Source organism: Micromonospora desertarenae (assembly GCF_056150265.1).
The window spans coordinates 168,171-195,161 of record NZ_JAXCFQ010000011.1 but is presented as its reverse complement, the minus strand read 5'-3'; the positions used below and the strand labels follow the sequence as shown (position 1 = coordinate 195,161).

The 26,991-nt window shown below is 73.8% G+C and carries 28 protein-coding genes; 13 read left to right on the top strand and 15 right to left on the bottom strand.

Annotated features, from left to right (window positions below):
• Positions 1-113 precede the first annotated feature (113 nt).
• From SM577_RS22705 to SM577_RS22695, 3 genes are all read right to left on the bottom strand, one after another.
• Positions 114-1,268 (bottom strand): acyl-CoA dehydrogenase family protein, encoded by a 1,155-nt coding sequence (locus SM577_RS22705; protein WP_302922416.1) that lies wholly within the window; start codon positions 1,266-1,268, stop codon positions 114-116.
• A gap of 101 nt (positions 1,269-1,369) precedes the next feature.
• The gene (locus SM577_RS22700; RefSeq protein ID WP_088996743.1) at positions 1,370-2,902 is read right to left on the bottom strand and encodes an acyl-CoA carboxylase subunit beta; all 1,533 of its coding nucleotides are present in this window, start codon (positions 2,900-2,902) and stop codon (positions 1,370-1,372) included.
• A 326-nt stretch (positions 2,903-3,228) separates the two neighbouring features.
• Positions 3,229-3,870: a TetR/AcrR family transcriptional regulator gene (locus SM577_RS22695; RefSeq protein ID WP_474580151.1), complete on the bottom strand. Its 642-nt coding sequence runs from the start codon at positions 3,868-3,870 to the stop codon at positions 3,229-3,231.
• Positions 3,871-3,904: 34 nt separating this feature from the next.
• On the opposite strand from SM577_RS22695, the gene SM577_RS22690 reads away from it, so the two are divergent.
• Positions 3,905-4,243, top strand: coding sequence for a rhodanese-like domain-containing protein (locus tag SM577_RS22690; RefSeq protein ID WP_302922419.1), 339 nt, complete (start codon positions 3,905-3,907; stop codon positions 4,241-4,243).
• Between the two features lie 55 nt (positions 4,244-4,298).
• Here SM577_RS22690 and SM577_RS22685 read toward each other — a convergent pair whose 3' ends face one another.
• Complete coding sequence (locus SM577_RS22685) at positions 4,299-5,219, bottom strand: hydroxymethylglutaryl-CoA lyase (RefSeq protein WP_474587917.1); 921 nt, start codon at positions 5,217-5,219, stop codon at positions 4,299-4,301.
• A gap of 220 nt (positions 5,220-5,439) precedes the next feature.
• Here SM577_RS22685 and SM577_RS22680 point away from each other — a divergent pair, with 220 nt between their 5' ends.
• The 6 genes from SM577_RS22680 (at position 5,440) to SM577_RS22655 (ending at position 10,955) form a co-directional block, all read left to right on the top strand.
• Positions 5,440-5,979, top strand: a complete 540-nt coding sequence (locus SM577_RS22680; protein ID WP_302922421.1) for a SigE family RNA polymerase sigma factor — start codon at positions 5,440-5,442, stop codon at positions 5,977-5,979.
• Entirely contained in the window at positions 5,976-7,214 is a 1,239-nt protein-coding gene (locus tag SM577_RS22675) for a sialidase family protein (protein WP_474587916.1), read from the top strand. The genes SM577_RS22680 and SM577_RS22675 overlap by 4 nt, the downstream gene beginning before the upstream one ends.
• 69 nt (positions 7,215-7,283) lie before the next feature.
• Positions 7,284-7,901: a hypothetical protein gene (locus SM577_RS22670; protein ID WP_474580155.1), complete on the top strand. Its 618-nt coding sequence runs from the start codon at positions 7,284-7,286 to the stop codon at positions 7,899-7,901.
• Positions 7,898-9,019 (top strand): peptidoglycan-binding protein, encoded by a 1,122-nt coding sequence (locus SM577_RS22665; RefSeq protein WP_474587915.1) that lies wholly within the window; start codon positions 7,898-7,900, stop codon positions 9,017-9,019. Before SM577_RS22670 ends, SM577_RS22665 begins: the two co-directional genes overlap by 4 nt.
• Positions 9,016-9,711 (top strand): ABC transporter ATP-binding protein, encoded by a 696-nt coding sequence (locus SM577_RS22660; RefSeq protein WP_302922425.1) that lies wholly within the window; start codon positions 9,016-9,018, stop codon positions 9,709-9,711. The genes SM577_RS22665 and SM577_RS22660 overlap by 4 nt, the downstream gene beginning before the upstream one ends.
• A 62-nt stretch (positions 9,712-9,773) precedes the next feature.
• Positions 9,774-10,955 (top strand): ABC transporter permease, encoded by a 1,182-nt coding sequence (locus SM577_RS22655; protein ID WP_474587942.1) that lies wholly within the window; start codon positions 9,774-9,776, stop codon positions 10,953-10,955.
• A gap of 78 nt (positions 10,956-11,033) precedes the next feature.
• On the opposite strand, the gene SM577_RS22650 is transcribed toward SM577_RS22655, so the two are convergent.
• Positions 11,034-12,371 (bottom strand): acetyl-CoA carboxylase biotin carboxylase subunit, encoded by a 1,338-nt coding sequence (locus SM577_RS22650; RefSeq protein ID WP_474587914.1) that lies wholly within the window; start codon positions 12,369-12,371, stop codon positions 11,034-11,036.
• A 98-nt stretch (positions 12,372-12,469) separates the two neighbouring features.
• Positions 12,470-13,093, bottom strand: a complete 624-nt coding sequence (locus SM577_RS22645) for a TetR/AcrR family transcriptional regulator (RefSeq protein ID WP_474580158.1) — start codon at positions 13,091-13,093, stop codon at positions 12,470-12,472.
• Between the two features lie 107 nt (positions 13,094-13,200).
• Between SM577_RS22645 and SM577_RS22640 the strand changes: the two genes are divergently transcribed.
• Entirely contained in the window at positions 13,201-14,535 is a 1,335-nt protein-coding gene (locus SM577_RS22640; protein ID WP_474587913.1) for an MFS transporter, read from the top strand.
• Here the strand turns inward: SM577_RS22640 and SM577_RS22635 are convergent.
• The 5 genes from SM577_RS22635 to SM577_RS22615 all read right to left on the bottom strand — a co-directional run bounded on the left by SM577_RS22635 (position 14,426) and on the right by SM577_RS22615 (position 19,873).
• Positions 14,426-14,965 (bottom strand): VanZ family protein, encoded by a 540-nt coding sequence (locus tag SM577_RS22635; protein WP_474587912.1) that lies wholly within the window; start codon positions 14,963-14,965, stop codon positions 14,426-14,428. The two genes, SM577_RS22640 and SM577_RS22635, sit on opposite strands and share 110 nt — an antisense overlap.
• 338 nt (positions 14,966-15,303) lie before the next feature.
• Positions 15,304-17,697, bottom strand: a complete 2,394-nt coding sequence (locus SM577_RS22630) for an ATP-binding cassette domain-containing protein (protein WP_474587911.1) — start codon at positions 17,695-17,697, stop codon at positions 15,304-15,306.
• Between the two features lie 65 nt (positions 17,698-17,762).
• On the bottom strand, positions 17,763-18,173 hold the full coding sequence (locus tag SM577_RS22625) for a VOC family protein (RefSeq protein WP_302922431.1): 411 nt from the start codon (positions 18,171-18,173) through the stop codon (positions 17,763-17,765).
• Between the two features lie 5 nt (positions 18,174-18,178).
• Positions 18,179-18,628: a helix-turn-helix transcriptional regulator gene (locus SM577_RS22620; protein ID WP_474587910.1), complete on the bottom strand. Its 450-nt coding sequence runs from the start codon at positions 18,626-18,628 to the stop codon at positions 18,179-18,181.
• A 57-nt stretch (positions 18,629-18,685) separates the two neighbouring features.
• Positions 18,686-19,873, bottom strand: coding sequence for an FAD-dependent oxidoreductase (locus SM577_RS22615; RefSeq protein ID WP_474587909.1), 1,188 nt, complete (start codon positions 19,871-19,873; stop codon positions 18,686-18,688).
• Between the two features lie 111 nt (positions 19,874-19,984).
• Between SM577_RS22615 and SM577_RS22610 the strand changes: the two genes are divergently transcribed.
• The 3 genes from SM577_RS22610 (at position 19,985) to SM577_RS22600 (ending at position 22,337) form a co-directional block, all read left to right on the top strand.
• The gene (locus SM577_RS22610; RefSeq protein WP_302922434.1) at positions 19,985-20,563 is read left to right on the top strand and encodes a TetR/AcrR family transcriptional regulator; all 579 of its coding nucleotides are present in this window, start codon (positions 19,985-19,987) and stop codon (positions 20,561-20,563) included.
• A 68-nt stretch (positions 20,564-20,631) separates the two neighbouring features.
• On the top strand, positions 20,632-21,159 hold the full coding sequence (locus tag SM577_RS22605; RefSeq protein ID WP_302922435.1) for a SigE family RNA polymerase sigma factor: 528 nt from the start codon (positions 20,632-20,634) through the stop codon (positions 21,157-21,159).
• Complete coding sequence (locus tag SM577_RS22600) at positions 21,156-22,337, top strand: hypothetical protein (protein ID WP_474587908.1); 1,182 nt, start codon at positions 21,156-21,158, stop codon at positions 22,335-22,337. The genes SM577_RS22605 and SM577_RS22600 overlap by 4 nt, the downstream gene beginning before the upstream one ends.
• A 15-nt stretch (positions 22,338-22,352) precedes the next feature.
• Here the strand turns inward: SM577_RS22600 and SM577_RS22595 are convergent, their stop codons facing one another.
• From SM577_RS22595 to SM577_RS22585, 3 genes are all read right to left on the bottom strand, one after another.
• Entirely contained in the window at positions 22,353-23,255 is a 903-nt protein-coding gene (locus tag SM577_RS22595) for a sulfurtransferase (protein WP_302922437.1), read from the bottom strand.
• Positions 23,256-23,432: 177 nt separating this feature from the next.
• Positions 23,433-24,200 carry an SGNH/GDSL hydrolase family protein gene (locus SM577_RS22590; RefSeq protein ID WP_302922571.1) on the bottom strand — a complete coding sequence of 256 codons (768 nt, stop codon included), beginning with the start codon at positions 24,198-24,200 and terminating at the stop codon, positions 23,433-23,435.
• A gap of 164 nt (positions 24,201-24,364) precedes the next feature.
• Positions 24,365-24,745, bottom strand: a complete 381-nt coding sequence (locus SM577_RS22585) for a hypothetical protein (RefSeq protein ID WP_474587907.1) — start codon at positions 24,743-24,745, stop codon at positions 24,365-24,367.
• A 225-nt stretch (positions 24,746-24,970) separates the two neighbouring features.
• Here SM577_RS22585 and SM577_RS22580 point away from each other — a divergent pair, with 225 nt between their 5' ends.
• Both SM577_RS22580 and SM577_RS22575 read left to right on the top strand, forming a co-directional pair.
• Complete coding sequence (locus SM577_RS22580; protein WP_474587906.1) at positions 24,971-25,774, top strand: helix-turn-helix domain-containing protein; 804 nt, start codon at positions 24,971-24,973, stop codon at positions 25,772-25,774.
• Positions 25,765-25,947, top strand: coding sequence for a DUF397 domain-containing protein (locus SM577_RS22575; RefSeq protein ID WP_474587905.1), 183 nt, complete (start codon positions 25,765-25,767; stop codon positions 25,945-25,947). The genes SM577_RS22580 and SM577_RS22575 overlap by 10 nt, the downstream gene beginning before the upstream one ends.
• A 74-nt stretch (positions 25,948-26,021) precedes the next feature.
• Here the strand turns inward: SM577_RS22575 and SM577_RS22570 are convergent, their stop codons facing one another.
• Positions 26,022-26,978, bottom strand: coding sequence for a helix-turn-helix transcriptional regulator (locus tag SM577_RS22570; RefSeq protein WP_302922441.1), 957 nt, complete (start codon positions 26,976-26,978; stop codon positions 26,022-26,024).
• Positions 26,979-26,991 lie beyond the last annotated feature (13 nt).

Genomic DNA, 26,991 nt, shown 5'->3' with positions numbered 1-26,991 from the left:
CGCCGTGCCCGGCATCGGCACGTCCCGGCACACCGCCGCCCCCGGCGCGGAACTGGTGGCGGCCGGGCCGGGGGTGGCGGCGTGACGCTGGCGGCAGCGGCCCTCGGCGCGGGTCAGAGCCCGAGGTCGCGGGAGATGACCATGCGCTGCACCTCGGAGGTGCCCTCGCCGATCTCCAGGATCTTCGAGTCGCGCCAGAACCGGGCCACCGGGTACTCGTTCATGAAGCCGTAGCCACCGTGGATCTGGGTGGCCTCCCGGGCGTTGTCCACCGCGACAGTGCTGGCGTGCAGCTTGGCGATGGCCGCCTGCCGCTTGAACGGCTCGCCGGCGAGCATCCGGGCGGCGGCGTCGTAGTACGCCAGCCGGGCGGTGTGCGCCTTCATCTCCATGTCGGCGATCTTGAACTGGATCGCCTGGTAGTTCCCGATCGGCTGGCCGAAGGCGTGCCGCTCCTTGGCGTACTTGATCGACTCGTCGACGCAGCCCTGGGCGAGGCCGACGGCGAGCGCGGCGATGGCGATCCGACCCTCGTCGAGGATGCGCAGGAACTGGGCGAAGCCCCGGCCGCGCGCACCGAGCAGGTTGGCCGCCGGCACCCGGCAGTCGTCGAAGGTCAGCTCGTGGGTGTCCGAGGCGGTCCAGCCGACCTTGGAGTAGCCGGGCGCGACGGTGAAGCCCGGCGTCCCGGACGGGACGATGATGGTGGAGAGTTCCTTGCTGCCGTCCGGCCGGGTGCCGGTGACCGCGGTGACCGTGACCAGGGCGGTGATGTCGGTGCCCGAGTTGGTGATGAACGCCTTCGAGCCGTTGATCACCCACTCGTCGGTCGCCTCGTCCAGCACGGCCCGGGTCTGGGTGCCGCCCGCGTCCGAGCCGAAGCCCGGCTCGGTGAGCCCGAAGCCGGCGAGCGCCTCGCCGCTGAGCAGCTTCGGCAGCCACTGCGCCCGCTGTTCGTCGGTACCGAACCGGTAGATCGGCATGGCGCCCAGCGAGACCGCCGCCTCCAAGGTGATCGCCACGCTGGAGTCGACCCGGGCCAGCTCCTCCAGGGCCAGGCAGAGGGCGAAGTAGTCGCCGCCCATCCCGCCGTGCTCCTCGGGGAAGGGGAGCCCGAAGAGCCCCATCTTGCCCATCTGCCGGATCACCTCGTACGGGAAGGTGTGCTTCTCGTAGTGCTCGGCGATGACCGGGGCGACCACCTCGCGGGCGAATTCCCGCACGCTCTCCCGCAGCGCCTCTTGCTCCTCGGTGAGCCGGAAGTCCATGGAATCCTCCTGTGTGACGGGCCACCGGGCGCTCGTGACGCCGGCGGGCGGGTCGCTGGTGCGGGTGGGCCCGCGCCGGCCGGGTGCGGCCGGCGACGGGGTCAGACCGGGGTGACGCCGTGCCGGCGCCGGGAGAAGTGCCGTTCCTTGTGCCGTGCCGCGGCGAACCGGCGGACCAGTTCGGCGCGCAGCTCGTGCGGCTCGACGATCGCGTCCACCACCAGCTCGCTGGCGAGCCGGACGATGTCGATGTCCCGCTCGTACTCCTCGCGCTTGGCGGTGACGAAGGCGGCCCGCTCGGCCTCGTCCTCGATCGCCGCGATCTTGTTGGCGTAGACCGCGTTCACCGCCGCCTCGGCGCCCATCACCGCGATCTTGGCGGTGGGCAGCGCGATGGTGGCGTCCGGCTCGAAGCCCGGGCCGGCCATCGCGTAGAGGCCGGCGCCGTACGCCTTGCGGACCACCACGCAGATCTTCGGCACGGTGGCCTCGGAGATCGCGGTGATCATCTTGGCGCCGTGCCGGATGATGCCCTGCTTCTCCACCGCGCTGCCGACCATGAAGCCGGGCACGTCGCTCAGGAAGAGCAGCGGCACGTTGAACGCGTCGCAGAGCTGCACGAACCGGGTCGCCTTGTCGGCCGAGTCGACGAAGAGCACGCCGCCCTTGAACATCGAGTTGTTGCCGACCACGCCGACGACCTCGCCGTTCAGCCGGCCGAAGCCGATGGTCAGCTCCTTGGCCCAGAGCGCCTGGATCTCGAAGAAGCTGCCCTCGTCGAGCAGGCCCTTGACGTACCGCCGCATGTCGAACGCCTGCCGCTCGCTCGCCGGCACCAGCGCGGCCAGGTCCGCCTTCTCCGGTGCGGGCACGGCCTCCGCGGCGGGCGGGGCCTGCGTCCAGTTCGCCGGCAGGTACGACAGGTAGCGCCGCACCACGTCGAGGGCGTCGGCCTCGGTCTTGCAGAGGAAGTGCCCGACGCCGGACTCGGCGCAGTGCACCTTGGCCCCGCCCATCGCCTCCAGGGTGGTCTTCTCGCCGGTGACCATCTCGACCATCCGGTCGGAGCCGAGGTACATGCTGGCGTTGCCGTCCACCATGGCCACCACGTCGCAGAACGCCGGGATGTACGCCCCGCCGGCGGCGCTCGGCCCGAAGAGCGCGCAGACCTGCGGGATCGAGCCGGAGGCGCGCACCTGGTTCCAGAAGATCTTGCCGGCGCCGCGCCGGCCGGGGAAGAGCTCGACCTGGTCGGTGATCCGGGCGCCGGCCGAGTCGACCAGGTAGACCATGGGCACGCCGGTCGAGTAGGCCCGCTCGATGATCCGGATGATCTTCTCGACGGTACGCGCGCCCCAGCTGCCGGCCTTCACCGTGGAGTCGTTGGCCATCAGGCAGACCGGGCGGCCGTCGATGGTGGCGGTGCCGGTGACCACGCCGTCGGCCGGCAGCCCCTCGGCCATCGCGTTGGCGTAGAGGCCGTCCTCGACGAAGCTGCCCTCGTCGACCAGGAGCGCCACCCGCTCCCGCGCGAAGAGCTTGCCCTTGGCGGCGTTCGCCGCGTGGTACTTGTCCGCACCGCCGGCCCGGGCCCGCTTGCGCAGCTGCTCCAGTGCCTCACCGTCGAGCGTCACGCCGACTCCCTCGCCCCCCGGGGTCGGCCGCCCAATGGCGGACCGACCAACCTGAACGATCGTTAGGCTAGCGCATCGGGCGGCGTCCCGGCGACCCCACCACACCCCCCACCCCACGCCCGCCCACCCCCTCGCCGCCCCCTCGCCGCCCCCTCGCCGCCCCCTCCTGGCATCCTCGCGATCTTGCAGTTCCGGCCCCGACATAGGGCGCAAATGGGGCAGAACAAGGGCCGAAGGTGCAAGATCGCGGGGGTGGCGGGAGGGAGGGCGGGTCGGGGCAGGAGGGCGGGTCGGGGCAGGAGGGCGGGTCGGGGTAGGAGGGCGGGTCAGGGCAGGAGGGCGGTGATCAGGTTGCGGGTGGAGGTGCGGAGGCGGTTCGGGCCGAGTTCGGCGTGGATGGCGCGGACGTGGTCGGCGGCGAGGGCGGCCAGCGCGGTGTGCGCGTCGGCGGCCGGGTCCGGGCGGCCGGCGAGGAGCAGGGCCACGTGCTGGTGCCAGAACCGGTACGCACCGATGCGGTAGCGGGCGCCGGGCGCGGCCGTCTCGGACATCCGGACCAGGTCGAGATGCGCGAGCAGGTAGTCCAGGTAGGCGTCGACGAAGGCGGACAACCGGTCGCGGGCGGACGCCGGCGCGTCGGCCGGACCCGGCCCGAGCGGCGGCGGGCCGAACAGGATCGCCTCCTGGAGTGCGCGTTCCTGCTCGTCGAGGAGCGCGGTGGCGAGACCGGCCTTGTCGCCGAACCGCCGGAACAGGGTGCCCTTGCCGACACCGGCCTCGGCGGCGACGGCGTCCATCGACACGGCCTCGACCCCGCGCTCCCGGAAGAGGGATGCGGCCGCCGCCAGCACCGCGGCACGGTTACGTGCCGCGTCCGCCCGTTCGCGTGGCGGTGCCGCGCGCAGTTGGAGCAGTTCGGCCGGCGGGGTGGCATAACCGGACTGCGGTCCGCTATCGTTCCGAGGCATAACCGGACTCTAGTCCACTTACCTGGAGGTTGCCATGACCATTCGGATCACCCGGGACGACCTGAGGGCCGCCATCGACGCCGGCACCGTCACCGTCGTCGACGCCCTCGGCGGCGAGTACTACGCCCGGCAGCACCTGCCGGGCGCGCTGCCGCTGGTCGAGGCCGACGTGGCCGAGCGGGCCCGCGAGCTGCTGCCGGACCGCGCCGCCACCATCGTCACCTACTGCTCGAACCCGTCCTGCCCGAACAGCGGCCGGGTGGCCGACCGGCTCACCGCGCTCGGCTACACCGACGTGCGCAAGTACGCCGAGGGCATCGAGGACTGGGTGGCCGCGGGCCTGCCCACCGAATCGGGCGCGCTCGTCCGCTGACCGGACCCGGCCCGGCGGGGGGTACGCGAGCCGTCGCGCACCCCCCGTCGACCGGTCAGGCCGGCAGCGGCGTGAGCCGGGTACGCGGGCCGGCGCGCAGGACGCCGGACGGGAGCTTCCTGCCGACCAGTTCCTCGGCCAGTTCGGCCACCTCGATCAGGGCGTCCAGGTCGATGCCGGTGTCGATGCCCATGTCGTGCAGCATGTGCACCGCCTCCTCGGTGGCCAGGTTGCCGCTGGCCCCCGGCGCGTACGGGCAGCCGCCGAGGCCGCCGACGCTGGCGTCGAACTCGGTGACCCCCAGCTCCAGCGCGGTCAGCATGTTGGCCAGCGCGGTGCCCCGGGTGTTGTGGAAGTGCAGCAGCACGGGGATGTGCGCGTTGCGGTCGCGTACCGCGGTCAGCAGGTCGCGGACCCGGCGCGGGGTGCCCATGCCGGTGGTGTCGCCGAACGCCACCCGGTCCGCGCCGTCGCGGACCACCCGGTCCACGATGGCGGCCACCCGGGCCGGGTCGGTGTCCCCCTCGTACGGGCAGCCGAAGCTCGTCGCGATGATCACCTCGGCCTGCGCACCGGCGCCGTGCAGCAGGTCGATCAGCTCGGCGATGTCGTCCAACGACTCCTCGGTGGAGCGGTTCACGTTGCGCCGGTTGTGCGTGTCGCTGGCCGAGACCACCACCTCGATCTCGGTGAACCCGGCGGCCAGGGCGCGCTGCGCGCCGCGGGTGTTCGGGACCAGCGCCGAGTAGCGCACCCCGTCGGCCTTCGTGGCCCGCTGCCACACCTCGTCGGCGTCGGCCATCTGCGGGATCGCCTTCGGGTGCACGAACGACACCGCCTCGATCCGCCGCACACCGGTGCCCGAGAGCGCGTCGAGCAGGCGCACCTTGGCGTCGGTCGGGATCGGGTCCTCGTTCTGGAGCCCGTCGCGGGGCCCGACCTCCCGGATGGAGACGAAGTCCGGCAGTTCCGCCATAAGGGGTCACCTCACTGTGACGGTCTTACGTGATGGGTCCTCCCAGCCTCCCACCCGCACCCCGCCCACGCGAGGTGGCGTGCCGCACGCGCCGGGAACCACGCCGACCCCCGACCCACCGTCGGCGGCGGCGGCGGCGGCGGCGGCGGCGGGAAAATACATCGCCCACCCGTGCAACCGGTCGGCCTCGCGTTGAGCACCTACCGGTGAAGGGAGCGGGATGCGACGCGACGAGGACGAGGAGCGACGCCGGTTCAGCGAGTACTTCGCGGCCCGGCGTGAGCTGGTGCGGCGTACCGCCTACCTGATGTGCGGCGACTGGCACTGGGCCGACGACCTGGCGCAGGCCGCCTTCATCCGGCTCGCCACGAACTGGCACCGGATCCGCGATCCGCAGGCCGTGGACGCCTACCTGCGCACCTGCCTGATCCGGGCGTACCTGTCGGAGACCAGGCGAGTGTGGCGGCGCCGCGAGCGGACCGTCGCCGAGCCGCCCGACGTGGCCGGCCCCGACGACGACGCCGAGACGACGGCCCGCCGGGTGGCCTTCGCACAGGCGCTGAACCAGGTGCCACCGCGCCAGCGGGTGACCCTGATCTGCCGGTTCTACCAGGGGCTCGACGTGGCCGAGACGGCTGCCGCGCTGAAGTGTTCCGAGGGCACGGTCAAGAGCCAGACGGCACGCGGTCTCGCGACGCTGCGCCAACTTCTCGGCGACGCCGTTCCGAGCCTCACCGGCGCCATGGAGGGAAGGGCATGACCGGGCTGCGTGAGCTCTTCGAGGATGCGGCGGGCTCGCCCGCGCGGCCCTCGGGCCTACTGACGGCGAACGAGGTGTACGACGCCGGCCGTCGCCGGCACCGTCGGCGACGCGCGGCGACGACCGTCGCCGGGGCCGCCGCCCTCACCCTGGTCACCGTCGCCGCCGTGAACCTGCTGGCGCCGGTGCCTCCGCCGGTCGACGGCCCGCCGCTCGACGGTCCGGCGACCCCGACCGGGAATCCCGATCCGGCGACCGGAAGCCGGATCCGGTGGGCCGGCGCCGCCGACCGGGACCACCTCTACCTGGCCCTGTCGCACTGCGCCGACGAACCGTGCCGGAAGCAGACCGTCGCCGTGGTCCGCTCGTCCGACGGCGGCCGCACCTGGAGCGACCGGGGCGCCCCGATCGCCCCCGACGCGCTGACGGTCGTCGGCCCCGACACCCTGATCACGACCGCACCCGACGCGCGGTCCGCCGCCGGAACGGCCCTGCTGGCCAGCCTCGACGGCGGTCGCACCTGGGCCGCCGCCCCGTCCACCGGCACGGCCGAAGCCGTACCGGACGGTGGCGTGGCCATCTGCTGGTCCGCTCGGGCCGACCAGCCGTGCGTCCTGCACGCGGTGGACCCGACGACCGGCGGGGTGGGGCGGCTGGCAGCGCAGCCCCCGCTGAACAGGCGGACCGACGAGCTACGGATCGAGGAGTCGGCCGGTCGGCTCCGGATCGCGGGCACCGACCCGACGACCCGCAAGCCCGCCGTGTCGACGAGCACCGACGCCGGCCGCACCTGGTCCACGCACGTCTTCACCGACGCGCCGGCCTGCCCGGAACAGAGGTGCGAGCCGCCCATGCTGGCGGTGACCGGGACGGCGACGGCCTACGCGGTGGTCTCCGTCGACGGCCTACGGACCGTCTACCGGGCCGACGGCACGCGGTGGCAGCGGCTGACCACCGCCGGCCTGCCGGACGGGCTGGCCGGAACCGGCTCCTTCGTCACCGCCGACGGCACCCACGTGCTCACCCAACTGCTGAACGGCCGGGACGGCGACGTGCGCCGCTACTGGGCGGCCAGGGACGGCGACGCGTACCGGGCCGTCGAACTCGACGGGCTGCCGAAGAGCGCCGAAGCCGTCCGCCGCGCGCCGGACGGCTGGTTCTACGCCCCCGACGCCGACGGCACCCTGTACGGCTCCACCGACGGCTGGCGCTGGTCGCCGGTGACCCACCGCTAGCACCCACACCCTCAGCGGGCGATCGGCGATGCGCCGCGCCCTGGTCACCCCGAAAAGATGGGAAAAGTCATGATCTACTCCATGCCGCCTCGCCGCCGACGCTCGTGGTTCGTCGGCCTCGGGGCCACCGCGTTGGTCGTCGCGCTCGCCGCCTGCGGCGCGGAGGACCAGCCGCCGGCGGTCGCCACCGCCGGCGGCCCTGGCACCCAGCCGTCGGCGTCGGCCGCCACGGGCGTCGTCGCCCAGTACGTCGAGGCGCGGCGCCAGTGGGTCGCCTGCCTGCGCGAGAGAGGCTTCCAGGTGCCGGACCCGGATGCCCGGGGCGGAGTCGACCTGCGGGCGCCCGGTGTCCCGAAGAAGGGTGACCCGAAGTGGCTGGAGGCCCAGCGGGCCTGCGCGAAGTACAACGTGCCGGTTCCGGAGGAGGCGGAGGAGAAGCCGTCGGCGCTGACCGCGGAGGAGATCGGGCACCGGCGGGCGTACGCCGGGTGCATGCGTGAGAACGGAATCGCGGACTTCCCGGACCCGGGCCCCGACGGCCACTGGCCCCAGGACGACGACAACGGCGGCCCGGCGGTCAGCGAGCAGCAGGCGGCCGCCCAACGCCGGGCCGGCCAGATCTGCGAGCCGGTGCTTCGTGGGCAACCGTCGACCACGCCCGACCCCCACGCCACCGGCCGCGGATGAGCGACCCGATGGACCGGACCGAGGTGACCCGGCGCCGACCGGCACGGCGGCGGCTCCGAGCCGCCGCCGGGGCCGGCCTGGCGCTGGTGACGCTCACGCTGGCCGGCGCGGCGACCCTCGGCCTGGGCGGTCGCGGCGACGCCCCGCCACCTACCCGTACCGGGCCCGCCGCGACCGCCCCGATCACCCGGCAGACCCTGGTCCGGTCCGTGGCGCTGGCCGGCGAGCTGGGGTACGGCGCGGCCACCCCGCTCACCTCGCTGGCCGCCGGCACGGTGACCTGGCTGCCCGAGACGGGGGCCACGGTCCGGCGCGGCGAGGCCCTGCTGCGCGCCGACGAGCAACCGGTGGTGCTGCTGTACGGCGCCCTGCCGATGTACCGGCCGTTGACCACCGGCGTGCGGGGCTCGGACGTGCGGCAGTTCGAACGCAATCTCGCGGCCCTCGGCTACCGCGGATTCACCGTCGACGACATCTTCTCCACGAGCACCGCCGATGCGGTGAAGCGCTGGCAGAAGGACCTGGGGATACCGCAGACCGGCACGGTGGACCGGGAGCGGGTGATCTACGCCCCCGGCGCGCTCCGCATCTCCCAGCGGCTGGTGCCCGTCGGCGCGAGCGCGACCGGCACCGTGCTGGCGTACACCGGTGGCACCCGGGTGGTGACGGTGTCCGCCAGCGCCGGCGAGGCGACCTGGGCGAAGAAGGGCACCAAGGTCACCGTGACCCTGCCGACCGGCGCCTCGGTCGCCGGGAAGGTCACGTCGGTGGGCCCGCCGGCCGCGGCGGCGGGCGGCCAGGGACCGGTCGACGCGGAACGGCCCGGCACCGGCTCGGCCACCGTTCAGGTCACGATCGCCGTCGCCGACCAGCGGGCGCTGGGCGGGCTGACCGACGCGCCGGTCGACGTCCGGTACCTCGCCCAGCAGCGCGAGATGGTGCTCACCGTGCCGGTCGACGCGCTGCTCGCCCTGGCGGAGGGCGGCTACGGCGTCGAGGTCACCGGGCCCGGCGGCACCCGGATCCTGCCGGTGCGGGCGGGACTGTTCGCCGAGGGACGGGTCGAGGTGCAGGGCGAGGGACTGGCCGAAGGGCTGCTGGTGGGGGTGCCGGGATGAGCGGGTACGTCATCGAGCTGGCGGGTGTCTCCCGGATCTATCCGGGTGGGGTGGCGGCGCTGCGCGGGGTCGACCTGCGCATCGGGTACGGCGAACTGGTCGCCGTCGTCGGCCCGTCCGGCTCCGGCAAGTCGACCATGCTGCACCTGATCGGCACGCTGGACCGGCCGTCGTCCGGCACGGTACGGATCGACCGGCACGACGTCTCGGCCCTCACCGACCGACAGCTGTCCGCCCTGCGTGGGACCCGGATCGGCTTCGTGTTCCAGCAGTTCCACCTGGCCGCCGGGATGCCGGTGCTGGACAACGTGGCCGACGGGCTGCTCTACGCGGGCGTACCGCTGAAACAGCGACGGCGGCGCGCCGAGGCAGCGCTGCGGCGGGTCGGTCTCGGCCACCGGCTCGACCACCGGCCGCACGAGTTGTCCGGGGGCGAGCGGCAGCGGGTGGCGATCGCCCGGGCCGTGGTGGGCGAACCGGCGGTGCTGCTCGCCGACGAGCCGACCGGCAACCTCGACTCCGCCGCCGGCGCGTCCGTGCTGGCGCTGCTGCGCGGCCTGCACGAACAGGGCACCACCGTCGTGGTCATCACCCACGACCAGCAGGTCGCCGCCGGCCTGCCGCGCCGGGTCGTGCTGCGGGACGGTCTGGTCGTGCACGATTCGGCCCGGACACCGGCGGTGCCGGCGTGACCGGGCGCTCCGGCGGCGGGGCGCCCGGAACCATCCCGCCGACCCCAGGTGGGTCCGGGAAGCTGCGACCGGGGCGGCTCTCCCCGACCGACATCGCGCGGGTGGGCTCCGTCGGGCTGCGGACCCACCCGCTCCGGGTCGCGCTCACCGCCCTGGGCGTCACCATCGGCATCGCCGCGATGCTGGCCGTGGTGGGCATCTCCACCTCCAGCCGGGCCGAGTTGGATCGGACCCTGGACCGGCTCGGCACCAACCTGCTCACCGTGGCACCGGGAAAGACCCTGGCCGGGGAGAAGGCGGTCCTACCCGAACAGTCGGTGGGCATGATCGCCCGAATCGGGCCGGTGGAGTCGGTCGGCGCGACTGGCGCCGTCGACCAGGCCGTCTACCGCAACGACCGGGTGCCGCCCGGCCAGACCGGCAGCATCGCGGTGCTCGCCGCCCAGCCGGAACTGCTCGACACGGTCGGCGCGACTGTCAGCTCCGGTTCCTGGTTCACCGCCGCGACGGCGGAATACCCGACGGTCGTCCTCGGCACCACCGCGGCGCGGCGGCTCGACGTACCGAGGGTCGGGCTACGCGTGTGGCTGGGCGGCGAGTGGTTCACGGTGGTCGGCGTGCTCGCGCCCGTGCCGCTGGCCGAGGAACTGGACTCGGCCGCGTTGGTGGGGTGGCCCGCGGCCCGGACCTACCTCCGGTTCGACGGCCGGCCGACCCGGGTCTACGTCCGCACGGCGGAGAGCCACGTCGAGGCGGTCGGCGCGGTGCTGGGGCGGACCGCCAACCCGTCGGCGCCGGAGGAGGTGGTCGTGTCCCGCCCCTCGGACGCGCTGGCCGCCCGGCAGGCTACCGACACCGCGCTCAACGGGCTGCTGCTCGGTCTCGGCGCCGTCGCGCTCCTCGTCGGCGGCGTCGGCATCGCCAACACGATGGTGATCTCCATCCTGCAACGCCGGGCGGAGGTGGGGCTACGGCGAGCACTGGGCGCCACCCGAGGCCAGATCCGGGTCCAGTTCCTCGCCGAGGCGCTGCTGCTCTCCGCCCTCGGCGGCGTCGGCGGCACCCTGCTGGGAGCGGGGATCACCGCGCTGTACGCGTACAGCCAGGAATGGCCCACGGTGGTGCCGGCCTGGGCGATGGCCGGCGGCCTGGGCGCGACGGTGCTGGTCGGTACGGGCGCCGGCCTCCTTCCGGCGATCCGCGCCAGTCGCCTCCCACCCACCGTGGCCCTGGCCGGCCCCTGACGGAACCGGTGTCGATCGAGAGGTTGGCGGCGACGAGCCACGCGCACCGCCAACCTCTCGATCGACACGACGACCGGGTCAGCGCATGCGGGAGACGATGCCGGTGTCGTAGTCGCCGGAGCGGAACTCCTCGTTCTCCAGCAGCTCGGCGAAGAAGGGGAGGTTGCACTTGGGGCCGGCGACCTCGAACTGGGCCACCGCGGCGCGGGCCCGCCGCAACGCCTCCTCGCGGGTGGCGCCGCTGACGATCAGCTTCGCCATCAGGCTGTCGTAGAACGGGGTGACCGTGTTGCCGGCGACGTAGCCGGAGTCGATCCGTACGCCCTCGCCGGCCGGCTCGTTCCAGGTGCTGATCGCACCCGGTCCGGGCAGGAAGCGCTTCGGGTCCTCGGCGTTGATCCGCAGCTCGATGGCGTGCCCGCGCGGCGCGAGCGCGTCCGGGTCGAAGGTCGGGGCCAGCCCGGCGGCGACCCGCAGCTGCTCCTCGACCAGGTCGACCCCGTAGACCAGCTCGGTGACCGGGTGCTCGACCTGGAGCCGGGTGTTCATCTCCAGGAAGAAGAACTCCTGCGTGGTCGGATCGAGCAAGCACTCCACGGTGCCCGCGTTGCGGTAGGCGACCGCCTCGCCGGCCCGCACGGCCGCCGCCAGGAAGCGCTCGCGCAGCTCCGGCGAGACCGCCGGCGACGGCGACTCCTCGACCAGCTTCTGGTTGCGCCGCTGCACCGAGCACTCCCGCTCGCCCAGGGCCACCACCCGGCCGTCGGCCAGGCCGAGGATCTGCACCTCGACGTGGCGCACCCGGGGGAAGTACCGCTCGATCAACACCGAGCCGTCGCCGAACATCCGCTCGGCGAACGAGCGCACCTTGTCGTACTCGGTGCGCAGCGCGGCCTCGTCGTTCGCCACGCCCATGCCCATGCCGCCACCGCCGGCCGCGGCCTTGACCATCACCGGGTAGCCGATCTCCGCCGCCGCGGCGACCGCCGCGTCCAGGTCGGCCGCCGGCTCGGTGGTGCCGGGCGCCACCGGCACGCCGGCCGCGGCCATCAGGTTCCGGGCGTTGATCTTGTCGCCCATCGCGCTGATCGCGTCCGCGCCGGGCCCGACCCAGATCAGCCCGCTCGCCTCGACGGTACGGGCGAAGTCGGCGTTCTCCGACAGGAAGCCGTAGCCGGGGTGGACGGCCTGCGCGCCGGTCGACTTGGCGGCGGCGAGGATGGCCTCCACGTTGCGGTAGCTCTGGGCCGGGTTCGCCGGACCCACGCAGACCGCCTCGTCGGCCTCGGTCACGAACGGCAGGCCGGCGTCGGCCTCCGAGTGCACGGCGATCGCGCGGACGCCGAGCCGCCTGGCGGTACGGATGATCCGGCGGGCGATCTCGCCCCGGTTGGCGACCAGCAGCGACTCGATCATGCTTCCTCCCGGTGTCCAGGGATTGGGACGCTGACAGCGAACCACGCCACCCGAACCCCCCACGAGCCCCCCACCCCAAGCGGGGGTGGGGGTGGGAGTCAGGCGGGAGGGGTGGGGGCCAGCAGCGCGGCCAGGGTGGCGCCGCGGAGGAGTTCGGCCCGGCGGCGGCGGTCCACCTCGCCGCCGAGGAACGGGGTGGAGTTCATCAGGCCGAACGCGGCGTGGGCCAGCACCCGCGCCTCGCCGTCGGGCATCCCGGGGTGCAGCGCGGTCAGCACGGTCACCCACTCCTCGACGTAGAGCCGCTGGAGCCGGCGGATCCGGCGCCGGGGCTCGTCCGGGAGCCGGTCCAGCTCGTGCAGGTGCAGGGCGATCACCGCCGGGTTGGCCAGGGCGAAGTCGACGTGGAAGTCGATCAACGACTCCAGCGCGGCGCGCGGGTCGTCGGGGTGGCCGGCGGACCGCTCCCGGCCACCGGCGAGCAGCCCCTCGCTGACCGGGATCAGCGCGGCGACCAGCATCGCCTCCTTGCCGGCGAAGTGGTGGTAGAGCGCCGGGCCGGTGACCCCGGCGGCCGCGCCGATGTCGTCCATCGAGACGCCGTGGTAGCCCCGCGCGGCGAAGAGACCGACCGCGATCTCCAGGATCTCGTCCTTGCGGGACCGGCGCCGACCCGACCCCGCAGCGGCGTTCGTGCCCCGTGCCTGCTGCTCCACCGTCACCGGGCAAGCGTAGACCGCACGCCGCACCACGTGGAGGCTCGGTTACCCGTCGGTTGGGTCACTCCCGGGTTGACCCTCGACCCGGTCGAGCCCGCAGGGTCCCCGGCATGACCGCACCCCGGCTCGGCCGCGACTACCACCTGCTCTGGTCCGCCGCCGTCTCGTCCCGGTTCGGCGACGCCCTGCGGACGCCGGCCCTGGCCCTGCTGGCCACCACGCTGACCCGGGACCCGCGGGTGATCGCCGCGGTGACCGTCGCCGCCCAGCTGCCGCCGCTGCTGTTCGGCCTGCTCGGCGGCGTGTACGCGGACCGCTGGGACCGGCGCCGGACGATGGCGGTGGCGGACGGGCTGCGCGCCGCCGTGGTGGGCGGGCTCGCCGTCGCGGTGGCCGTCGACCGGGCCGGGGTGGCCGCGCTGCTGCTGGTCGCGTTCCTGCTCGCCACGCTCGGCACGCTCTTCGACGCCGCCGCGTTCGCGCTGCTGCCGGCGGTGGTGCCGCCGGCCGCCCTGCCCCGGGCCAACGGCCGGTTGCAGGCCAGTACGGCGGTCGCCGGCGGCTTCCTCGGCGCCCCCGCCGCCGGCGTCCTCTTCACCGCCGCCGCCCCCCTACCCTTCGCCCTGGACGCCCTCACCTTCCTCACCGCCGCCCTGCTCGTCCTCGCCCTCTCAGTCCCACCCTCACCGCGATCTTGCGCTTTGCGCCCCGGCAAAACGGGCTTAGGGCCACAAAAGGAGGGCCATAAGTGCAAGATCGCGGGGGAGGGGCGGGGGCGGGGGTCGGTGTGGCGGGAGGCCGCGGACGGGGTGCGGTGGCTCCGCGGCGACCACACCATGTGGCGGATCACCGTGCTGACCGCGGCGAGCAATCTGGCGATCAGCGGGCTGATGGCGGTGCTGGTGCTCTACGCGCTCGACGTGCTGCGGGTGCCGCCGGCCGGGTACGGCGGGTTCGCCGCGGCGGCCGTCCTCGGCGGGGTGGCGGGTGCGCTCGGCGCGGGCCGGCTGGCCGACCGGCTCGGCACCCCGGCCGCCCTGCGGGTGGTGCTCGCCGCGCAGACCCTGGCCCTGACCGCGTTCGCGCTGGCCCGGCACCCGGTGACCGGCGCGCTCGCGCTGGCCGTCTTCGCCGCCGGCAGCACCGTGTGGAACAGCCTCTGGGTGTCGTACGGGCAGCGCCACGTGCCGGCCGACCTGCTGGGCCGGGTGGGCGCGGCGCAGCGGGTGGTCGGGCTGCTCACCGCTCCGGTCGGCGCGGCGCTGGCCGGGCTGGTCGGGGCGGCGTACGGCACCGCGCCGGTGGCGGCCGCGGTGCCGGCGATCTTCGCGCTGGTCACCCTCGCGGCGTGGCGGGTGCTGCGACCGGCCGCCCCGCCGCCGCCCGCCGCCCCGCCCACCAGCGACGGGACAGCAGCCCGGCCAGTGCCGCACCCGTCGCGTTGAGCAGCACGTCGTCGACCGAGGAGACCCGGCCGAGGTCCAGCGCGTACTGGAGCGACTCGACCAGCACCGAGCCGGCCGCGCCGAGCAGGAAGAGCCGGCCGACCCCGGCCAGCGCGGGCAGCCGTACCGGGGCGAAGAAGCCCAGCGCGGCGAAGACCAGCAGGTTGCCGACGACCTGGACCACGGCGGTCGTCGCCGGCCCGGAGAGCAGGTCGACCAGGTCGCGCAGCGGGACCAGGTCGACCTCGCGGGACGCGTCGCGCGGGGTGAGGATCATCCACACCCAGGGCAGGGTGCCCGCCACCGCGCCCACCTCGGCCACGCTGCGCCGCCAGCGCTCACCGACGCTCGCCGCGTCCCGCCGGTGCCGGGCCAGCCCTGCGGTGACCAGGACCAACACCGGCAGCCCGGCGAGCGCGGCGAGCACCACGCCGCCCCAGTCGCGTCACACCTGCCCCATCGGCGCAGCCTAGGGGTCCGGCCGACGGTGCGTCAGCCCACCACCAGCGCGGGGCGCCAGTCCGGCGCGGCGCCGGCGAACCCGACCTGCCGGAACAGGCCCCGGGCGCCCTGCCCGCCGAGCGTCCCGCGGTGGGCGTCGATCCGGACCGTCAGCCAGCGACCACCTCACCGGACGAGTGCGCCTCCCGCGCACCAGCCCGCTGGGACCAGCGGGCCCGGTCCACCGGCGCGGACGCGCATGCCCGACCGCCGCCGGGCCGCCGGATCGCTCCGACGGCCCGGCTCCGCGATCGGGCCGGGGGCGGGTCAGGCGCCGACGTAGGCCGCGAGGTGCTCGCCGGTGAGGGTGGAGCGGGCCGCGACGAGGTCGGCGGGGGTGCCCTCGAAGACGATCCGGCCACCGTCGTGACCGGCGCCGGGGCCGAGGTCGATGATCCAGTCGGCGTGCGCCATGACCGCCTGGTGGTGCTCGATGACGATCACCGACTTGCCGGAGTCGACCAGCCGGTCGAGCAGGCCGAGCAGTTGCTCGACGTCGGCGAGGTGCAGGCCGGTGGTCGGCTCGTCGAGGATGTAGACGCCACCCTTCTCGGCCATCTGGGTGGCCAGCTTGAGCCGCTGCCGCTCGCCGCCGGAGAGCGTGGTGAGCGGCTGGCCCAGGCTGAGGTAGCCGAGCCCGACATCGGCGAGCCGGTCGAGGATGGTGTGCGCGGCCGGCGTACGCGCCTCGCCGGCGCCGAAGAACTCCTCGGCCTCGGTCACCGACATCGCGAGCACCTCGGCGATGTTGCGGCCGCCCAGGGTGTACTCCAGCACCGCCGCCTGGAACCGCTTCCCCTCGCACTCCTCGCAGACCGACTCGACGGTGGCCATGACGCCCAGGTCGGTGTAGATGACCCCGGCGCCGTTGCAGGCCGGGCAGGCGCCCTCGGAGTTGGCGCTGAACAGCGCCGGCTTCACGCCGTTGGCCTTCGCGAACGCCTTGCGGATCGGGTCGAGCAGCCCGGTGTAGGTGGCCGGGTTGCTGCGCCGCGACCCGCGGATCGCGCCCTGGTCGATCACCACCACGCCGTCGCGGCCGGCGACCGAGCCGTGGATCAGTGAACTCTTGCCCGAGCCGGCGACGCCGGTGAGCACGCAGAGCACGCCGAGCGGGATGTCGACGTCGACGTTCTGGAGGTTGTGCGTCGACGCGCCGCGGACCTCCAGCGCGCCGGAGGGCGTCCGCACCGACTTCTTCAGGCTCGCCCGGTCGTCGAGGTGGCGGCCGGTGATGGTGTCGCTCGCCCGCAAGCCCTCCACCGTGCCCTCGAAGCAGATGGTGCCGCCGTTCGTGCCGGCGCCGGGGCCGAGGTCGACGACGTGGTCGGCGATCGCGATGGTCTCCGGCTTGTGCTCGACCACCAGCACTGTGTTGCCCTTGTCGCGCAGCCGCAGCAGCAGCTCGTTCATCCGCTGGATGTCGTGCGGGTGCAGCCCGATGGTGGGCTCGTCGAAGACGTACGTGACGTCGGTGAGCGACGAGCCGAGGTGGCGGATCATCTTGGTCCGCTGGGCCTCGCCGCCGGAGAGCGTGCCCGCCGGGCGGTCGAGCGAGAGGTAGCCCAGCCCGATCTCGGTGAACGAGTCGAGCAGGTGCTGGAGCCGGGCGAGCAGCGGGGCCACCGAGGGCTCGTCGAGCTTGCGGATCCAGTCGGCCAGGTCGCTGATCTGCATGGCGCAGACGTCGGCGATGCTCTTCCCGTTGATCTTCGACGACCGCGCCTCCTTGCTCAGGCGGGTGCCGTCGCACTCGGGACAGGTCGTGAAGGTCACCGCCCGCTCCACGAACGCGCGGATGTGCGGCTGCATCGCGTCGACGTCCTTGGCGAGCATCGACTTCTGGATCTTGGGGATGATGCCCTCGTAGGTCAGGTTGATGCCGTCGACCTTGATCTTGGTGGGCTCCCGGTACAGCAGGTCGTGCAGCTCCTTCTTGCTGAACTTGCCGATCGGCTTGTCCATGTCGAAGTAGCCGCTGCCGCTGAAGATCCGGCCGTACCAGCCGTCCATGCTGTAGCCGGGGATCTTGAGCGCGCCCTCGCTGAGCGACTTGGTCTCGTCGTAGAGCGCCGACAGGTCGAAGTCGTTGACCGAGCCCATGCCCTCGCAGCGGGGGCACATGCCGCCGAGGCGGTGGAAGGTCGCCTTCTCGGTCTTCGTCCTGCCCTCGCCGCGCTCGACGGTGATCGCGCCGCTCGCCTTCACCGAGGGGACGTTGAACGAGTAGGCGTTGGGCGAGCCGATGTGCGGCTGGCCGAGCCGGCTGAACAGGATGCGCAGCATCGCGTTGGCGTCGGTGGCGGTGCCGACGGTGGAGCGGGGGTTGGCGCCCATCCGCTCCTGGTCCACGATGATCGCGGTGGTCAGGCCGTCGAGCACGTCGACCTCGGGCCGCGACAGGGACGGCATGAAGCCCTGCACGAACGCGCTGTAGGTCTCGTTGATCATCCGCTGTGACTCCGCGGCGATCGTGCCGAACACCAGGGAGCTCTTGCCCGAGCCGGAGACGCCGGTGAATACCGTCAGCCGGCGCTTCGGGATCTCGACGCTGACGTCCTTGAGGTTGTTCTCCCGCGCGCCCTGCACCCGGATCAGGTCGTGGCTGTCCGCGACCTGCCGCTCCGGCGCTCGGGTGTCCGTCCTCGTGGCCCTGCTCATCGTGTCTCCATCGGTAACTAGGGTGGCGGCCTGCCCGGTGGTCGCCGGTGTCGCCCGGCCCGGGCTCAGCGCAGCTGCTGGATGCGGATCTCGTTGCCGGCGGGGTCGCGGAACGCGCAGTCGCGGACGCCGTACGGCTGCTCGGTCGGTTCCTGGACCACCTCCGCGCCGCTGGACTCCAGCTTGGCGAAGGTGCCGTCGAGGTCGGTGGTGGACAGGTTGACGCCGAAGTAGGTGCCCTTGGCCATCACTTCGAGGATGGTCTGGCGCTCCTCCTCGGTGAGGCCGGGGGTCGCGGTCGGCGGGTGCAGGACGATGGCCGTGTCGGGCTGGCCGGCCGGGCCGACCGTGATCCAGCGCATCCCGGCGTGCCCGACGTCACCCCGGACCTCGAAACCGAGGATGTCGCGGTAGAAGGCCAGGGAGGCGTCCGGGTCGGTGTGCGGGAGGAAGCTGGCGTGAATTTTGATGTCCATGCCGGTCACGCTAATTGCGGCTCGCGGGCCGGCGCTTCTCGATTCCTGACCGGTCTGGTCACGTGTTTCGCCACGCACGGCGGCATCCCGGCCGTGGCCCGGGCCGCCCGCACCCGGTAGACGCTGGGCGGCACGCCGACCAACTCGGTGAACCGGGTGCTGAAGGTGCCCAGCGACGAGCAGCCGACGGCGAAGCAGATCTCGGTGACGCTGAGGTCACCGCGGCGCAGCAGCGCCATCGCCCGCTCGATGCGCCGGGTCATGAGATAGCTGTACGGCGACTCGCCGTACGCGAGCCGGAACTGGCGGCTGAGGTGCCCGGCGGACATGTTGACGCCGCGGGCGAGCGCGGCGACGTCCAGCGGCTGCGCGTACTCCCGGTCGATCCGGTCGCGGACGCGGCGCAGCCGTGCCAGGTCACGCAGGTGCTGCTCCCGGTCGGCCTTGCTGGTCACCTGGGAAATCGTGCCACGTCGCGGCCGGAGTTGCGAGGCTGGCCACGCGGCCCGCCGCTACCGCCGCGCCGCCGGGCGGGCGCCCCGGGCGCCCCGGGCGCGCTGGTCGAGCCCGGAGAGGCGCAGCGCGACCCGGTGCCGGGCCGGCGGCAGCACCGAGATCAGCCGGAACAGCAGGTTCCGGGCCGGCCGGCGGGACGGCGGCAGGGTGGCCAGCCGGGTCAGCCGGTCGGCGAAACCCACCACCGCCTCGGCCATCGGCCGGCGCCGGGCCGCGTACCCGTCGAGCAGCGTCTCGGGGCCACCCGCCAGCACGTCGGCGAGGGTGCTGCCGAGGTCGACCGCGTCCACGATGCCGAGGTTCATCCCCTGCCCGCCGGCCGGGCTGTGCACGTGCCCGGCGTCGCCGGCGAGCAGCACCGGACCGGCCCGGAAGGTGTCGGCGATCCGGTGGTGCAGCCGGAACCGGGAACTCCAGAGCACCTCCGCCACCCGGTCCGGTCGCCGGGCCGGCCCCCGCTCGTCCAGCAGCGCCTGGAAGTACCCGGCGTCGGGGTCGGCGGGCGCCTCGTCCACCGCGGCGACCAGCCGGACCACCCCGTCCGGCAGCGGCGCCCAGACCAGCGGGCCGGAGCGGGCGAGGAAGAGGGACACCTGGTCGCGCGGCAGCGCGCTGGTCACCCGGACGTCGGCCAGGGCGAACGACTCCGCGCCGGTCTCCGGCCCGGAGAAGCCGATGCCGGCCTGCTCCCGCACGAGGCTGCGCATGCCGTCCGCGCCGACCAGGTAGCGGGCCCGCACGCTCGGCGCGCCCTCGAAGGTGACCGTCGCGCCGCCCGCGTCGACCGCCAGCCCGGTCACCCGGTAGGGCCGCAGCACGGTCACGCCGAGCGCGGCGAGCTGCCCGGTGAGCACCTCCTCGGTGACCGACTGGGAGACCAGCAGCGCGTAGGCGTGCGGCGACGGCAGGGCGCGGAACGGCACGGTGAGCAGCACCCGGTCGCGGTCGCGCACGGTGAACCCCGGCGACCGCAGCCCGCGCGCGACCAGCGGGGCGGCGGCCCCGATCCGGTCCAGCTCCTCCAGCGTGTACGCGTGCACGACGGCCGCCCGGGAGGTGACCGGCGGTCGCTCCAGCCGGTCGACGACGGTTACCCGGACCCCGCGCCGGGCCAGCGTGAGCGCGGCGGTCAACCCGGTCGGACCGGCCCCCACCACCAGGACGTCCGTGCTCGTGGGCAGCATGACCGCACCTCCGTCACCATCGATGCCAACACTCGTTGGCCAACGTCTGTTGGCATCACGGTAGGCCCCCGTCGATGGAGTGTCAACAAGCGTTGGCATACGGTGGTGGGCATGACCGAGGCAGCACCCACCCGGCCCCGCCGGTCCGACGCCACCCGGGCGGCGATCCTGCGTGCCGCCCGGGAACGGTTCGCCGCCGAGGGCTACGATCGGGCCACCATCCGGGCCATCGCTGCCGACGCGCGGATCGACCCGTCGATGGTGATGCGCTACTACGGCAGCAAGGAGGGCCTGTTCGCGGCGGCGGCGGAGTTCGACCTGCGGCTGCCCGACCTGACCGAGGTGCCGCCCGGCAACCTCGGCGAGGTGCTGGTCCGGCACTTCCTCAACCGCTGGGAGGGCGACGAGACGCTCGCCGCCCTGCTCCGGGCCGCCAGCACCAACCCCGGCGCGGCCGAGCGGATGCGCGGGGTCTTCGCCGACCAGCTCACCACGGCGGTGGCCAGCTTCGGCACCGACCCGGCAAGCACCGGGAAGCGGGCCGGCCTGGTCGCCAGCCAGATCCTCGGCCTCGCCTTCACCCGCTACATCGTCCGGCTGCCGCCGGTCGTGGCGATGACGCCGGAGGAGCTGGTCGGCTGGGTCGCCCCCACCCTCCAGCGCTACCTGACCGGCCAGCCCGCGAACTGACCCAACCTTTCCCCGGCGCCGAGCGTCTGTCAGGTGACGGGGACGGCGACGGCCGGGAGCGAGGGCGGATGGCACCGGTGAGCAACGACGGGCGCGACGGTTACGTGGCGTTCGTCGAGAGCCACCAGCACCGGCTGCTGCGCGCCGCGTACCTGATCTGCGGCAACCGGCACCAGGCCGAGGACCTGCTCCAGGACGCGCTGCTCAAGCTCGCCCTGCGCTGGCCGGCGGTGCGCGACGGCGACCCGGCCGCCTACGTGCGGGCGATCCTCTACCGGGACGCGGTCTCCTGGTGGCGGCGGCGCCGGCGGGAGTGGCTGTCGGCGTACCCGCCGGAGCAGGCGGCCCGGGACCGGGACGGCGAACTGCGCCTCGCCCTGCACGCCGCCCTCGGCCAGCTTCCGCCCCGGCAGCGCGCGGTGCTGGTGCTGCGCTACTTCGAGGACCTGACCGAGACGGCCACCGCCGAGGCGCTCGGGGTCACCGTCGGCACCGTGAAGAGCCAGTGCCACGCGGCCCTGCGCCGGCTCCGCGAGGTGGCCCCCGAGCTGGGCCGCGACGACGGCCTGCCCAGCGGGATGGAGGTGAAGCCGTGAGGGAAGAGGAACTGACCCGGCTGCTGACCGTGGCCGCCGAGGACGTCCGGCCGGCGCACCCCGCGTCCGCCGGCTGGGAGCGGGCCCGTCGGGTCCGGCGTAACCGCCGGGCCGCCGGCGCCGCCGCCGTGGCGGTCGTCCTGCTCACCGGCGGTACGGCACTGGCCCTGCGCCCCGCCGACCCGCCGGCGCCGATCGCGCCCGCCACGCCGACCGTACGGCCGGTGCCGAGCGCGTCGCCGGTGCAGCGACCGCCGGAGCGGCTGAGCTATCCCGGCGACCCGCTCGGTCGCCTCGGCGACCCGGTGGCCGCGCCGCTCTCCACCCGCCCGGTCCGCCGGGCGCTGGCGCTCTACCAGCCGGTCGACCCGGCGACCGGCGTCGAGGGGCGGATCCGGGTGCTCGGCGACGACGGCGTGGTACGGGACCTCGACGTGTTCACCCCGGCCCGGACCCGCGACGCGGAGGGCAACGAGGCGGTGCCGCTGAAGACCGGCAGCCTCGCCCCGGACGGGCGGCTGGCCGCCTTCGCCCAGACCGACGTGGTCGTCGTGGTCGACCTGACCACCGCCACGGTCAGCCGCTACCCGCTGAAGGGCTACCTGGAGCACGTCCTCTGGGCCGGCGACCGGCTCCTCGTCGGCGACGACGCCGCCACGTACGAGGTGGACCGGGGCAGCGGGACCACCCGGAAGCTGCGGGCGTACCCCTGGGACCTGGTCGCCCCCGACCCCGCGCACGTGACGGACGGCCTGCTGGAGGTGGGTGGCGCCGTGGCGAGCCTGCGGGTGCGGCAGTGGAGCGGCGACGAGACCACGCGCGGCGACACCCGGCTCGACCTGCGCGCGCTGCCCAGCGGCAACCAGGTCGACGAGTTCTACGGGCGGGGCTGGCAGCGCGGCGACCTGGTGGCCCGGGCCGGCTGGCTCACCACCGGCCAGTTCCAGGGGGTCGAGGGGGTGGCGGTGCTGAACGCCCGGACCGGCGTGGTGACCCGCCTGCTCGACCTGGGCCGGGACCGCTGGAAGGGCTGCTGCGAGGTGCTCGGCTGGGACGCCGGCGGCGCGGTGCTGCTGCGCCACGACCCGGGCGGGCTGCTGCGCTGGCAGCCGGAGACCGGGGAGATCACCGGCGTGCTGCGCGACCTGTACGGCGAGGTCTCCCTCGCCGCCGGCTGAGCCCAGCCGCCCCGCTCAGCTCGCCAGCCCGCCGGGCTGGTCGCCCTTGACGACGGGGGCACGCACCAGGTTGCCCCACTCGGTCCACGAGCCGTCGTAGTTGCGCACCTGCGGGTAGCCGAGCAGGTGGCGCAGCACGAACCAGGTGTGGCTGGACCGCTCGCCGATCCGGCAGTACGCGACGATGTCGTCGGCCGGGCTCAGTCCGAGCTGGTCGGCGTAGATGGCCTTCAGCTCGTCGGGCGACTTGAAGGTGCCGTCGTCGTTGGCCGCGGACTTCCACGGCTTGTTGACCGCGCCGGGGATGTGCCCGCCGCGCAGCGCGCCCTCCTGCGGGTAGTCCGGCATGTGCAGCATCTCGCCGGTGTACTCGCCGGGCGAGCGGACGTCGACCAGCGGCCGGCCGGCCGCCACGTGCGCCATCACCTGCTCGCGGTAGGCCCGGATCGGCGCGTCGTCGCGCTGCGGCACCGGGTAGTCGGCGCGCGGCCGGGTCACCTTGTCGCGCGTCAGCTCCCGCCCCTCGGCGATCCACTTCTGCCGGCCGCCGTCGAGCAGCCGCACGTCCGGGTGGCCGAAGAGGGAGAACACCCAGAGGGCGTACGCGGCCCACCAGTTGAAGTTGTCGCCGTAGAAGACGACAGTGTCCTCCCGGCCGATGCCCTTGGCGGCGCAGAGTTCGGCGAAACTCTTCGCGTCGAGGTAGTCGCGGGTCACCTGGTCGTTCAGCTCCAGGTGCCAGTCAATCTTCACGGCGCCGGGAATGTGGCCGGTGTCGTAGAGCAGCACGTCCTCGTCGCACTCGACCACGACGAGGCCCTCGTCGCCCAGGTGCTCTGCCAGCCAGCCGGTGGTGACCAGCCGCTGCGGGTCCGCGTAGGACTGAAGTCGGGGATCGGGATCGCTCGGCACAGACATGATCCCCAAGGTACGCCCGATCCCGCCCCGCCGAGCGGCCATCCCAGATCGAGTCCAGCAGATGTTGTGTGCTCCCCACCACTCCCGCGATCTTGCACCTGCTGCCCCGACAAGAGGGCCATATGACCACGAAACGAGGGCCGGAAGTGCAAGATCGCGGGGAAGGGTGGCGGAGGGCTAGTCCGTGATCGGGGTTAGGGAGGGGCGTTTGGCGGTGATGGTGTCGCCGGAGGAGCGGCCGGTCAGGCGGCGCTTGATCCACGGGGCCAGGTGCTGGCCGGCCCAGCGCAGGTCGTCCGCGCGGGCGGCCAGCCACGGCTTGGGCAGCGGGCGGTCGGGCACCAGCAGCCACTCGTCGTCGCAGCCGACGCCGAGCGCGCCCAACACCTGCGCGGCCACCCGCCGGTGCCCGGCCGGCGAGAGGTGCAGCCGGTCGGTGCTCCACAGCATCGGGTTGAGGTAGGTGTCGTCGGCGTAAAGGTCGACCAGGATCGCGCCGTGCCGCTCGGCGGTCTCGCCGACAGCCCGGTTGAGCAGTTCCACCCGGGGCGCGACGAGCCGCTGCCCGGGCAGCCGGGCCATCACGTCGGCGAACCGGAAGAGGATCACGTCGGCGCCCCCGGAGCGCAGCTCCCGCACCACGTCGTCGAAGCGGGCGACCAGGGCGTCCGGGTCGAAGGTACGGCGGAGCACGTCGTTGCCGCCGGCCGCGAAGCTGATCAGATCCGGCTTCATGGCGACCGCCTCGGGCACCTGGTTGGCCACCACGTCCGGGAAGAGCCGACCGCGGATGGCCAGGTTCGCGTACCGGAAGTCGGGGCCGGCCTCGGCGGCCAGCCGGGTGGCGACCAGGTCGGCCCAGCCCCGGTAGGTGCCGTCCGGATACGGGTCGTCCATCCCCTCGGTGAAGCTGTCCCCCACCGCCACGTAACTGCGCCAGCGCACGTCTGCCACTCCGGCCTCCGGGTCCGATCCGCGTCGGTCGGTCAGTCTTCCACCGCCCGGGCGCCGTCGTGGGCCGGCCACCGGCTCGGTGTGGCGACCCCCACGCCGGACGAGGCACCGGCGGTGCCGGTGTCGACCCGGGCTCACCGCTCACCGCTCACCGCTCACCGCTCGCTGTCCGCCGGCTCGACCACCGGCCGCCGGTACGGCCCCCAGCCGACGAACCGCTCGAACAGCTCGCGCGGGGTGGGGCCGTCGTGCGGGTTCAGCCGGAACAGGTCGTGGGTCGCCTCGTGGTAGAGCCCGGAGAGGTAGACGGCCAGGTCGACGGGGTGGCCGTCGTACTCGACCCGGAGCAGCAGCCGCGCCTGCGCGCACGGCCAGGGCCGGCCACAGGCCCGGCACAGCCACATCGGGCGCAGCGGCAGGTGCGGCACCCGGTCCGCGGGATAGGCCCGGGGCCGGTCGGCGTACGGGCCGAGGCGGGGCAGGGGCAGCGGGCGCAGCCGCACCGGACGCCGATCGCCGTACCGGCGGTTCTCCACGTCGACCTCCTCGGGTTGCCGGGGCCGGGGCCGCCCGGCACGGGGGAACCGGAGCGGCCCCGGCGCGGCCCACCCGCCACCGTTGGCGAGCGTGACCGCTGGTGACACTCTGCTGTGGCGGCCACTACTGTCGGAAGGCATCGACAGCGGGCGAGGCGAGGACGAAGCGACGCGCCGTCATTGCGTGACCCCCCGGGCAGGAGCCGGCGGATCTGTGGAGGAACTGTGGAAACCGAGCCGACCACCGAACTCATCCGCGCCCAACTGCGGCGACTGCGGTTGAAGGCCGAGCTGAGTCAGGAGGAGTTCGGGAAGCTCGTCCACTTCTCGGGCTCCCAGGTGTCCGCCGTCGAGCTTGGGCAACGCCCCCTCGACCGGTTCTTCCTCAAGCGCGCCGACGAGGTGCTGGACACGGGCGGCCTGTTGACGTCCCTGCTCAAGCTGGCCGAGCGGGCCGGGCAGCCGAGCTGGTTCCTGCCGTGGCTGGACGCCATGCGGCAGGCGCAGCAGTTGCGCTGCTACCATCCCTCGCTTGTTCATGGTCTGCTTCAGACGGAGAACTATGCGCGGGCGGTGATCCGCACCGACCCGATGATCAGTGATGACGAGGTGGAGAAACGCGTGTCGGCCCGGATGGACCGGCAGTCCATCCTCTTCGACCCCGACCCGCCGCTGTATGTCGCCGTGATCGAGGAAGCCGCACTCCGCCGGGCCGACGAAGGCTTCCGCGGGCTCATGGTGGAGCAGATCACGCATCTGATCGAGTCCGCCCAACGGCCGCGCATTCACGTCCACCTCATTCCGACCACCATCGCCCTGCACACCGGGCTGGCTGGCCCCTTCTCGCTGGCACGGTGCCGAGACGGCGGTTGGATCGGTAGTCAGGAGACCCAACTCGGCGGCGACGTGGTCGACAAAGACGAGGATCTGGCTAACCTGCTGGCGACGTGGGAGAGCGTCCGCAGCGAGGCACTGTCACGCCAGCAGTCGATCGAGCTGATGAAGGAAGTGATGACGTCATGGAGCTGACCGGAGCGACCTGGCGCAAGTCCACGCGAAGTTCGTCGCACGACTGCGTCGAGGTGGCCGACAACCTGCCGGGCGTCGTCCTGGTGCGGGACAGCAAGGATCCGTCCGGCCCGGTGCTCACCGTCGGCCCGCAGAGCTGGCGGGCGTTCGTCGACTTCGCGCGGCGACGCTGAGGCGTACGCCGGATCGGCGAGGTGGCGGCATCACCGCGCCGCCGACACCCCCCACCTCGCCGACCCGGAGTCGATCAGCCCACCGCCCGGGTGGCCCGGCCGCCGATCTCGCGCAGGTAGGCGACCAGCTCCGGCGGTTCGTGCACCTCGAACTCGCAGCCCAGCGTCACCAATCGCCAGGCCAACCACTCCAGGGTGTCGCTGTGGCTGGTCAGCCGGCAGCTCCGCGCGTCGATCGGCACCAGATCCGCCGGGGTGTCGCCGACCCGGCCGGCCATCGTCTCGGCCGGAGCGTGCAGGGTCACCACCGCCCGGTACACCGGGGTCAGCTCGGTCAGCTTGCCGGTCACGTACGCGGCGGCGTCGGCGGCCGGCAACTCCCGCGCGGCGGTGCGCACCCCGATCGAGACCGGCTCGCTGATCCGGTCCACCCGGAACATCCGCCAGTCGTCCCGGTCGTTGTCGTAGCCGACCAGATACCACCGGCGCCCGGCCGACACCAGCCGGTGCGGCTCCACCCGGCGTTCAGCGGTCACACCGTCGTGCCGGCGGTAGCTGAACCGCAGCCGCTCGCGGTTGGCGATGGCGGCGGCCAGCCCGGTGAGCTGCTCCGGGTCCACCGTCGGCCGGCTCCAGGTCAGCAGCGGTTCGGTGGCCGCGCCGAGCGCCCCGACCCGGTGCCGCAGCCGGGTCGGCAACACCTGCTCCAGCTTGGCGAGCGCGCGTACCGATGCCTCCTCGATGCCGGCGACCGCGTGCCCGGCGGCGGTACGCAGCCCCACCGCGATGGCCACCGCCTCCTCGTCGTCGAGTAGCAGCGGCGGCAGGGCCTTGCCGGCGACCAGCCGGTAGCCGCCGATCGCGCCCATCGTGGCCTGCACCGGGTAGCCCAGCTCGCGCAGCCGGTCCACGTCGCGGCGGATGGTGCGCAGGCTGACGCCGAGCCGCGCGGCCAGCTCGCTGCCGGGCCACTCGCGCGGGGTCTGGAGCAGTGACAGCAGGGTCAGCAGCCGGGCGGGGGTGTCGGACATGGCCGCCAGACTA

What these genes read in the sequence shown, in the direction of transcription:
- SM577_RS22595 (WP_302922437.1), bottom strand. Translation starts at nt 23,255, where the DNA reads ATGTCTGTGCCGAGCGATCCCGATCCCCGACTTCAGTCCTACGCGGAC.
- SM577_RS22570 (WP_302922441.1), bottom strand. Translation starts at nt 26,978, where the DNA reads ATGTCCGACACCCCCGCCCGGCTGCTGACCCTGCTGTCACTGCTCCAG.
- SM577_RS22690 (WP_302922419.1), top strand. Translation starts at nt 3,905, where the DNA reads ATGACCATTCGGATCACCCGGGACGACCTGAGGGCCGCCATCGACGCC.
- SM577_RS22650 (WP_474587914.1), bottom strand. Translation starts at nt 12,371, where the DNA reads ATGATCGAGTCGCTGCTGGTCGCCAACCGGGGCGAGATCGCCCGCCGG.
- SM577_RS22625 (WP_302922431.1), bottom strand. Translation starts at nt 18,173, where the DNA reads ATGGACATCAAAATTCACGCCAGCTTCCTCCCGCACACCGACCCGGAC.
- SM577_RS22605 (WP_302922435.1), top strand. Translation starts at nt 20,632, where the DNA reads ATGGCACCGGTGAGCAACGACGGGCGCGACGGTTACGTGGCGTTCGTC.
- SM577_RS22675 (WP_474587916.1), top strand. Translation starts at nt 5,976, where the DNA reads ATGACCGGGCTGCGTGAGCTCTTCGAGGATGCGGCGGGCTCGCCCGCG.
- SM577_RS22660 (WP_302922425.1), top strand. Translation starts at nt 9,016, where the DNA reads ATGAGCGGGTACGTCATCGAGCTGGCGGGTGTCTCCCGGATCTATCCG.
- SM577_RS22665 (WP_474587915.1), top strand. Translation starts at nt 7,898, where the DNA reads ATGAGCGACCCGATGGACCGGACCGAGGTGACCCGGCGCCGACCGGCA.
- SM577_RS22640 (WP_474587913.1), top strand. Translation starts at nt 13,201, where the DNA reads ATGACCGCACCCCGGCTCGGCCGCGACTACCACCTGCTCTGGTCCGCC.
- SM577_RS22680 (WP_302922421.1), top strand. Translation starts at nt 5,440, where the DNA reads ATGCGACGCGACGAGGACGAGGAGCGACGCCGGTTCAGCGAGTACTTC.
- SM577_RS22670 (WP_474580155.1), top strand. Translation starts at nt 7,284, where the DNA reads ATGATCTACTCCATGCCGCCTCGCCGCCGACGCTCGTGGTTCGTCGGC.
- SM577_RS22695 (WP_474580151.1), bottom strand. Translation starts at nt 3,870, where the DNA reads ATGCCTCGGAACGATAGCGGACCGCAGTCCGGTTATGCCACCCCGCCG.
- SM577_RS22705 (WP_302922416.1), bottom strand. Translation starts at nt 1,268, where the DNA reads ATGGACTTCCGGCTCACCGAGGAGCAAGAGGCGCTGCGGGAGAGCGTG.
- SM577_RS22615 (WP_474587909.1), bottom strand. Translation starts at nt 19,873, where the DNA reads ATGCTGCCCACGAGCACGGACGTCCTGGTGGTGGGGGCCGGTCCGACC.
- SM577_RS22610 (WP_302922434.1), top strand. Translation starts at nt 19,985, where the DNA reads ATGACCGAGGCAGCACCCACCCGGCCCCGCCGGTCCGACGCCACCCGG.
- SM577_RS22685 (WP_474587917.1), bottom strand. Translation starts at nt 5,219, where the DNA reads ATGGCGGAACTGCCGGACTTCGTCTCCATCCGGGAGGTCGGGCCCCGC.
- SM577_RS22630 (WP_474587911.1), bottom strand. Translation starts at nt 17,697, where the DNA reads ATGAGCAGGGCCACGAGGACGGACACCCGAGCGCCGGAGCGGCAGGTC.
- SM577_RS22575 (WP_474587905.1), top strand. Translation starts at nt 25,765, where the DNA reads ATGGAGCTGACCGGAGCGACCTGGCGCAAGTCCACGCGAAGTTCGTCG.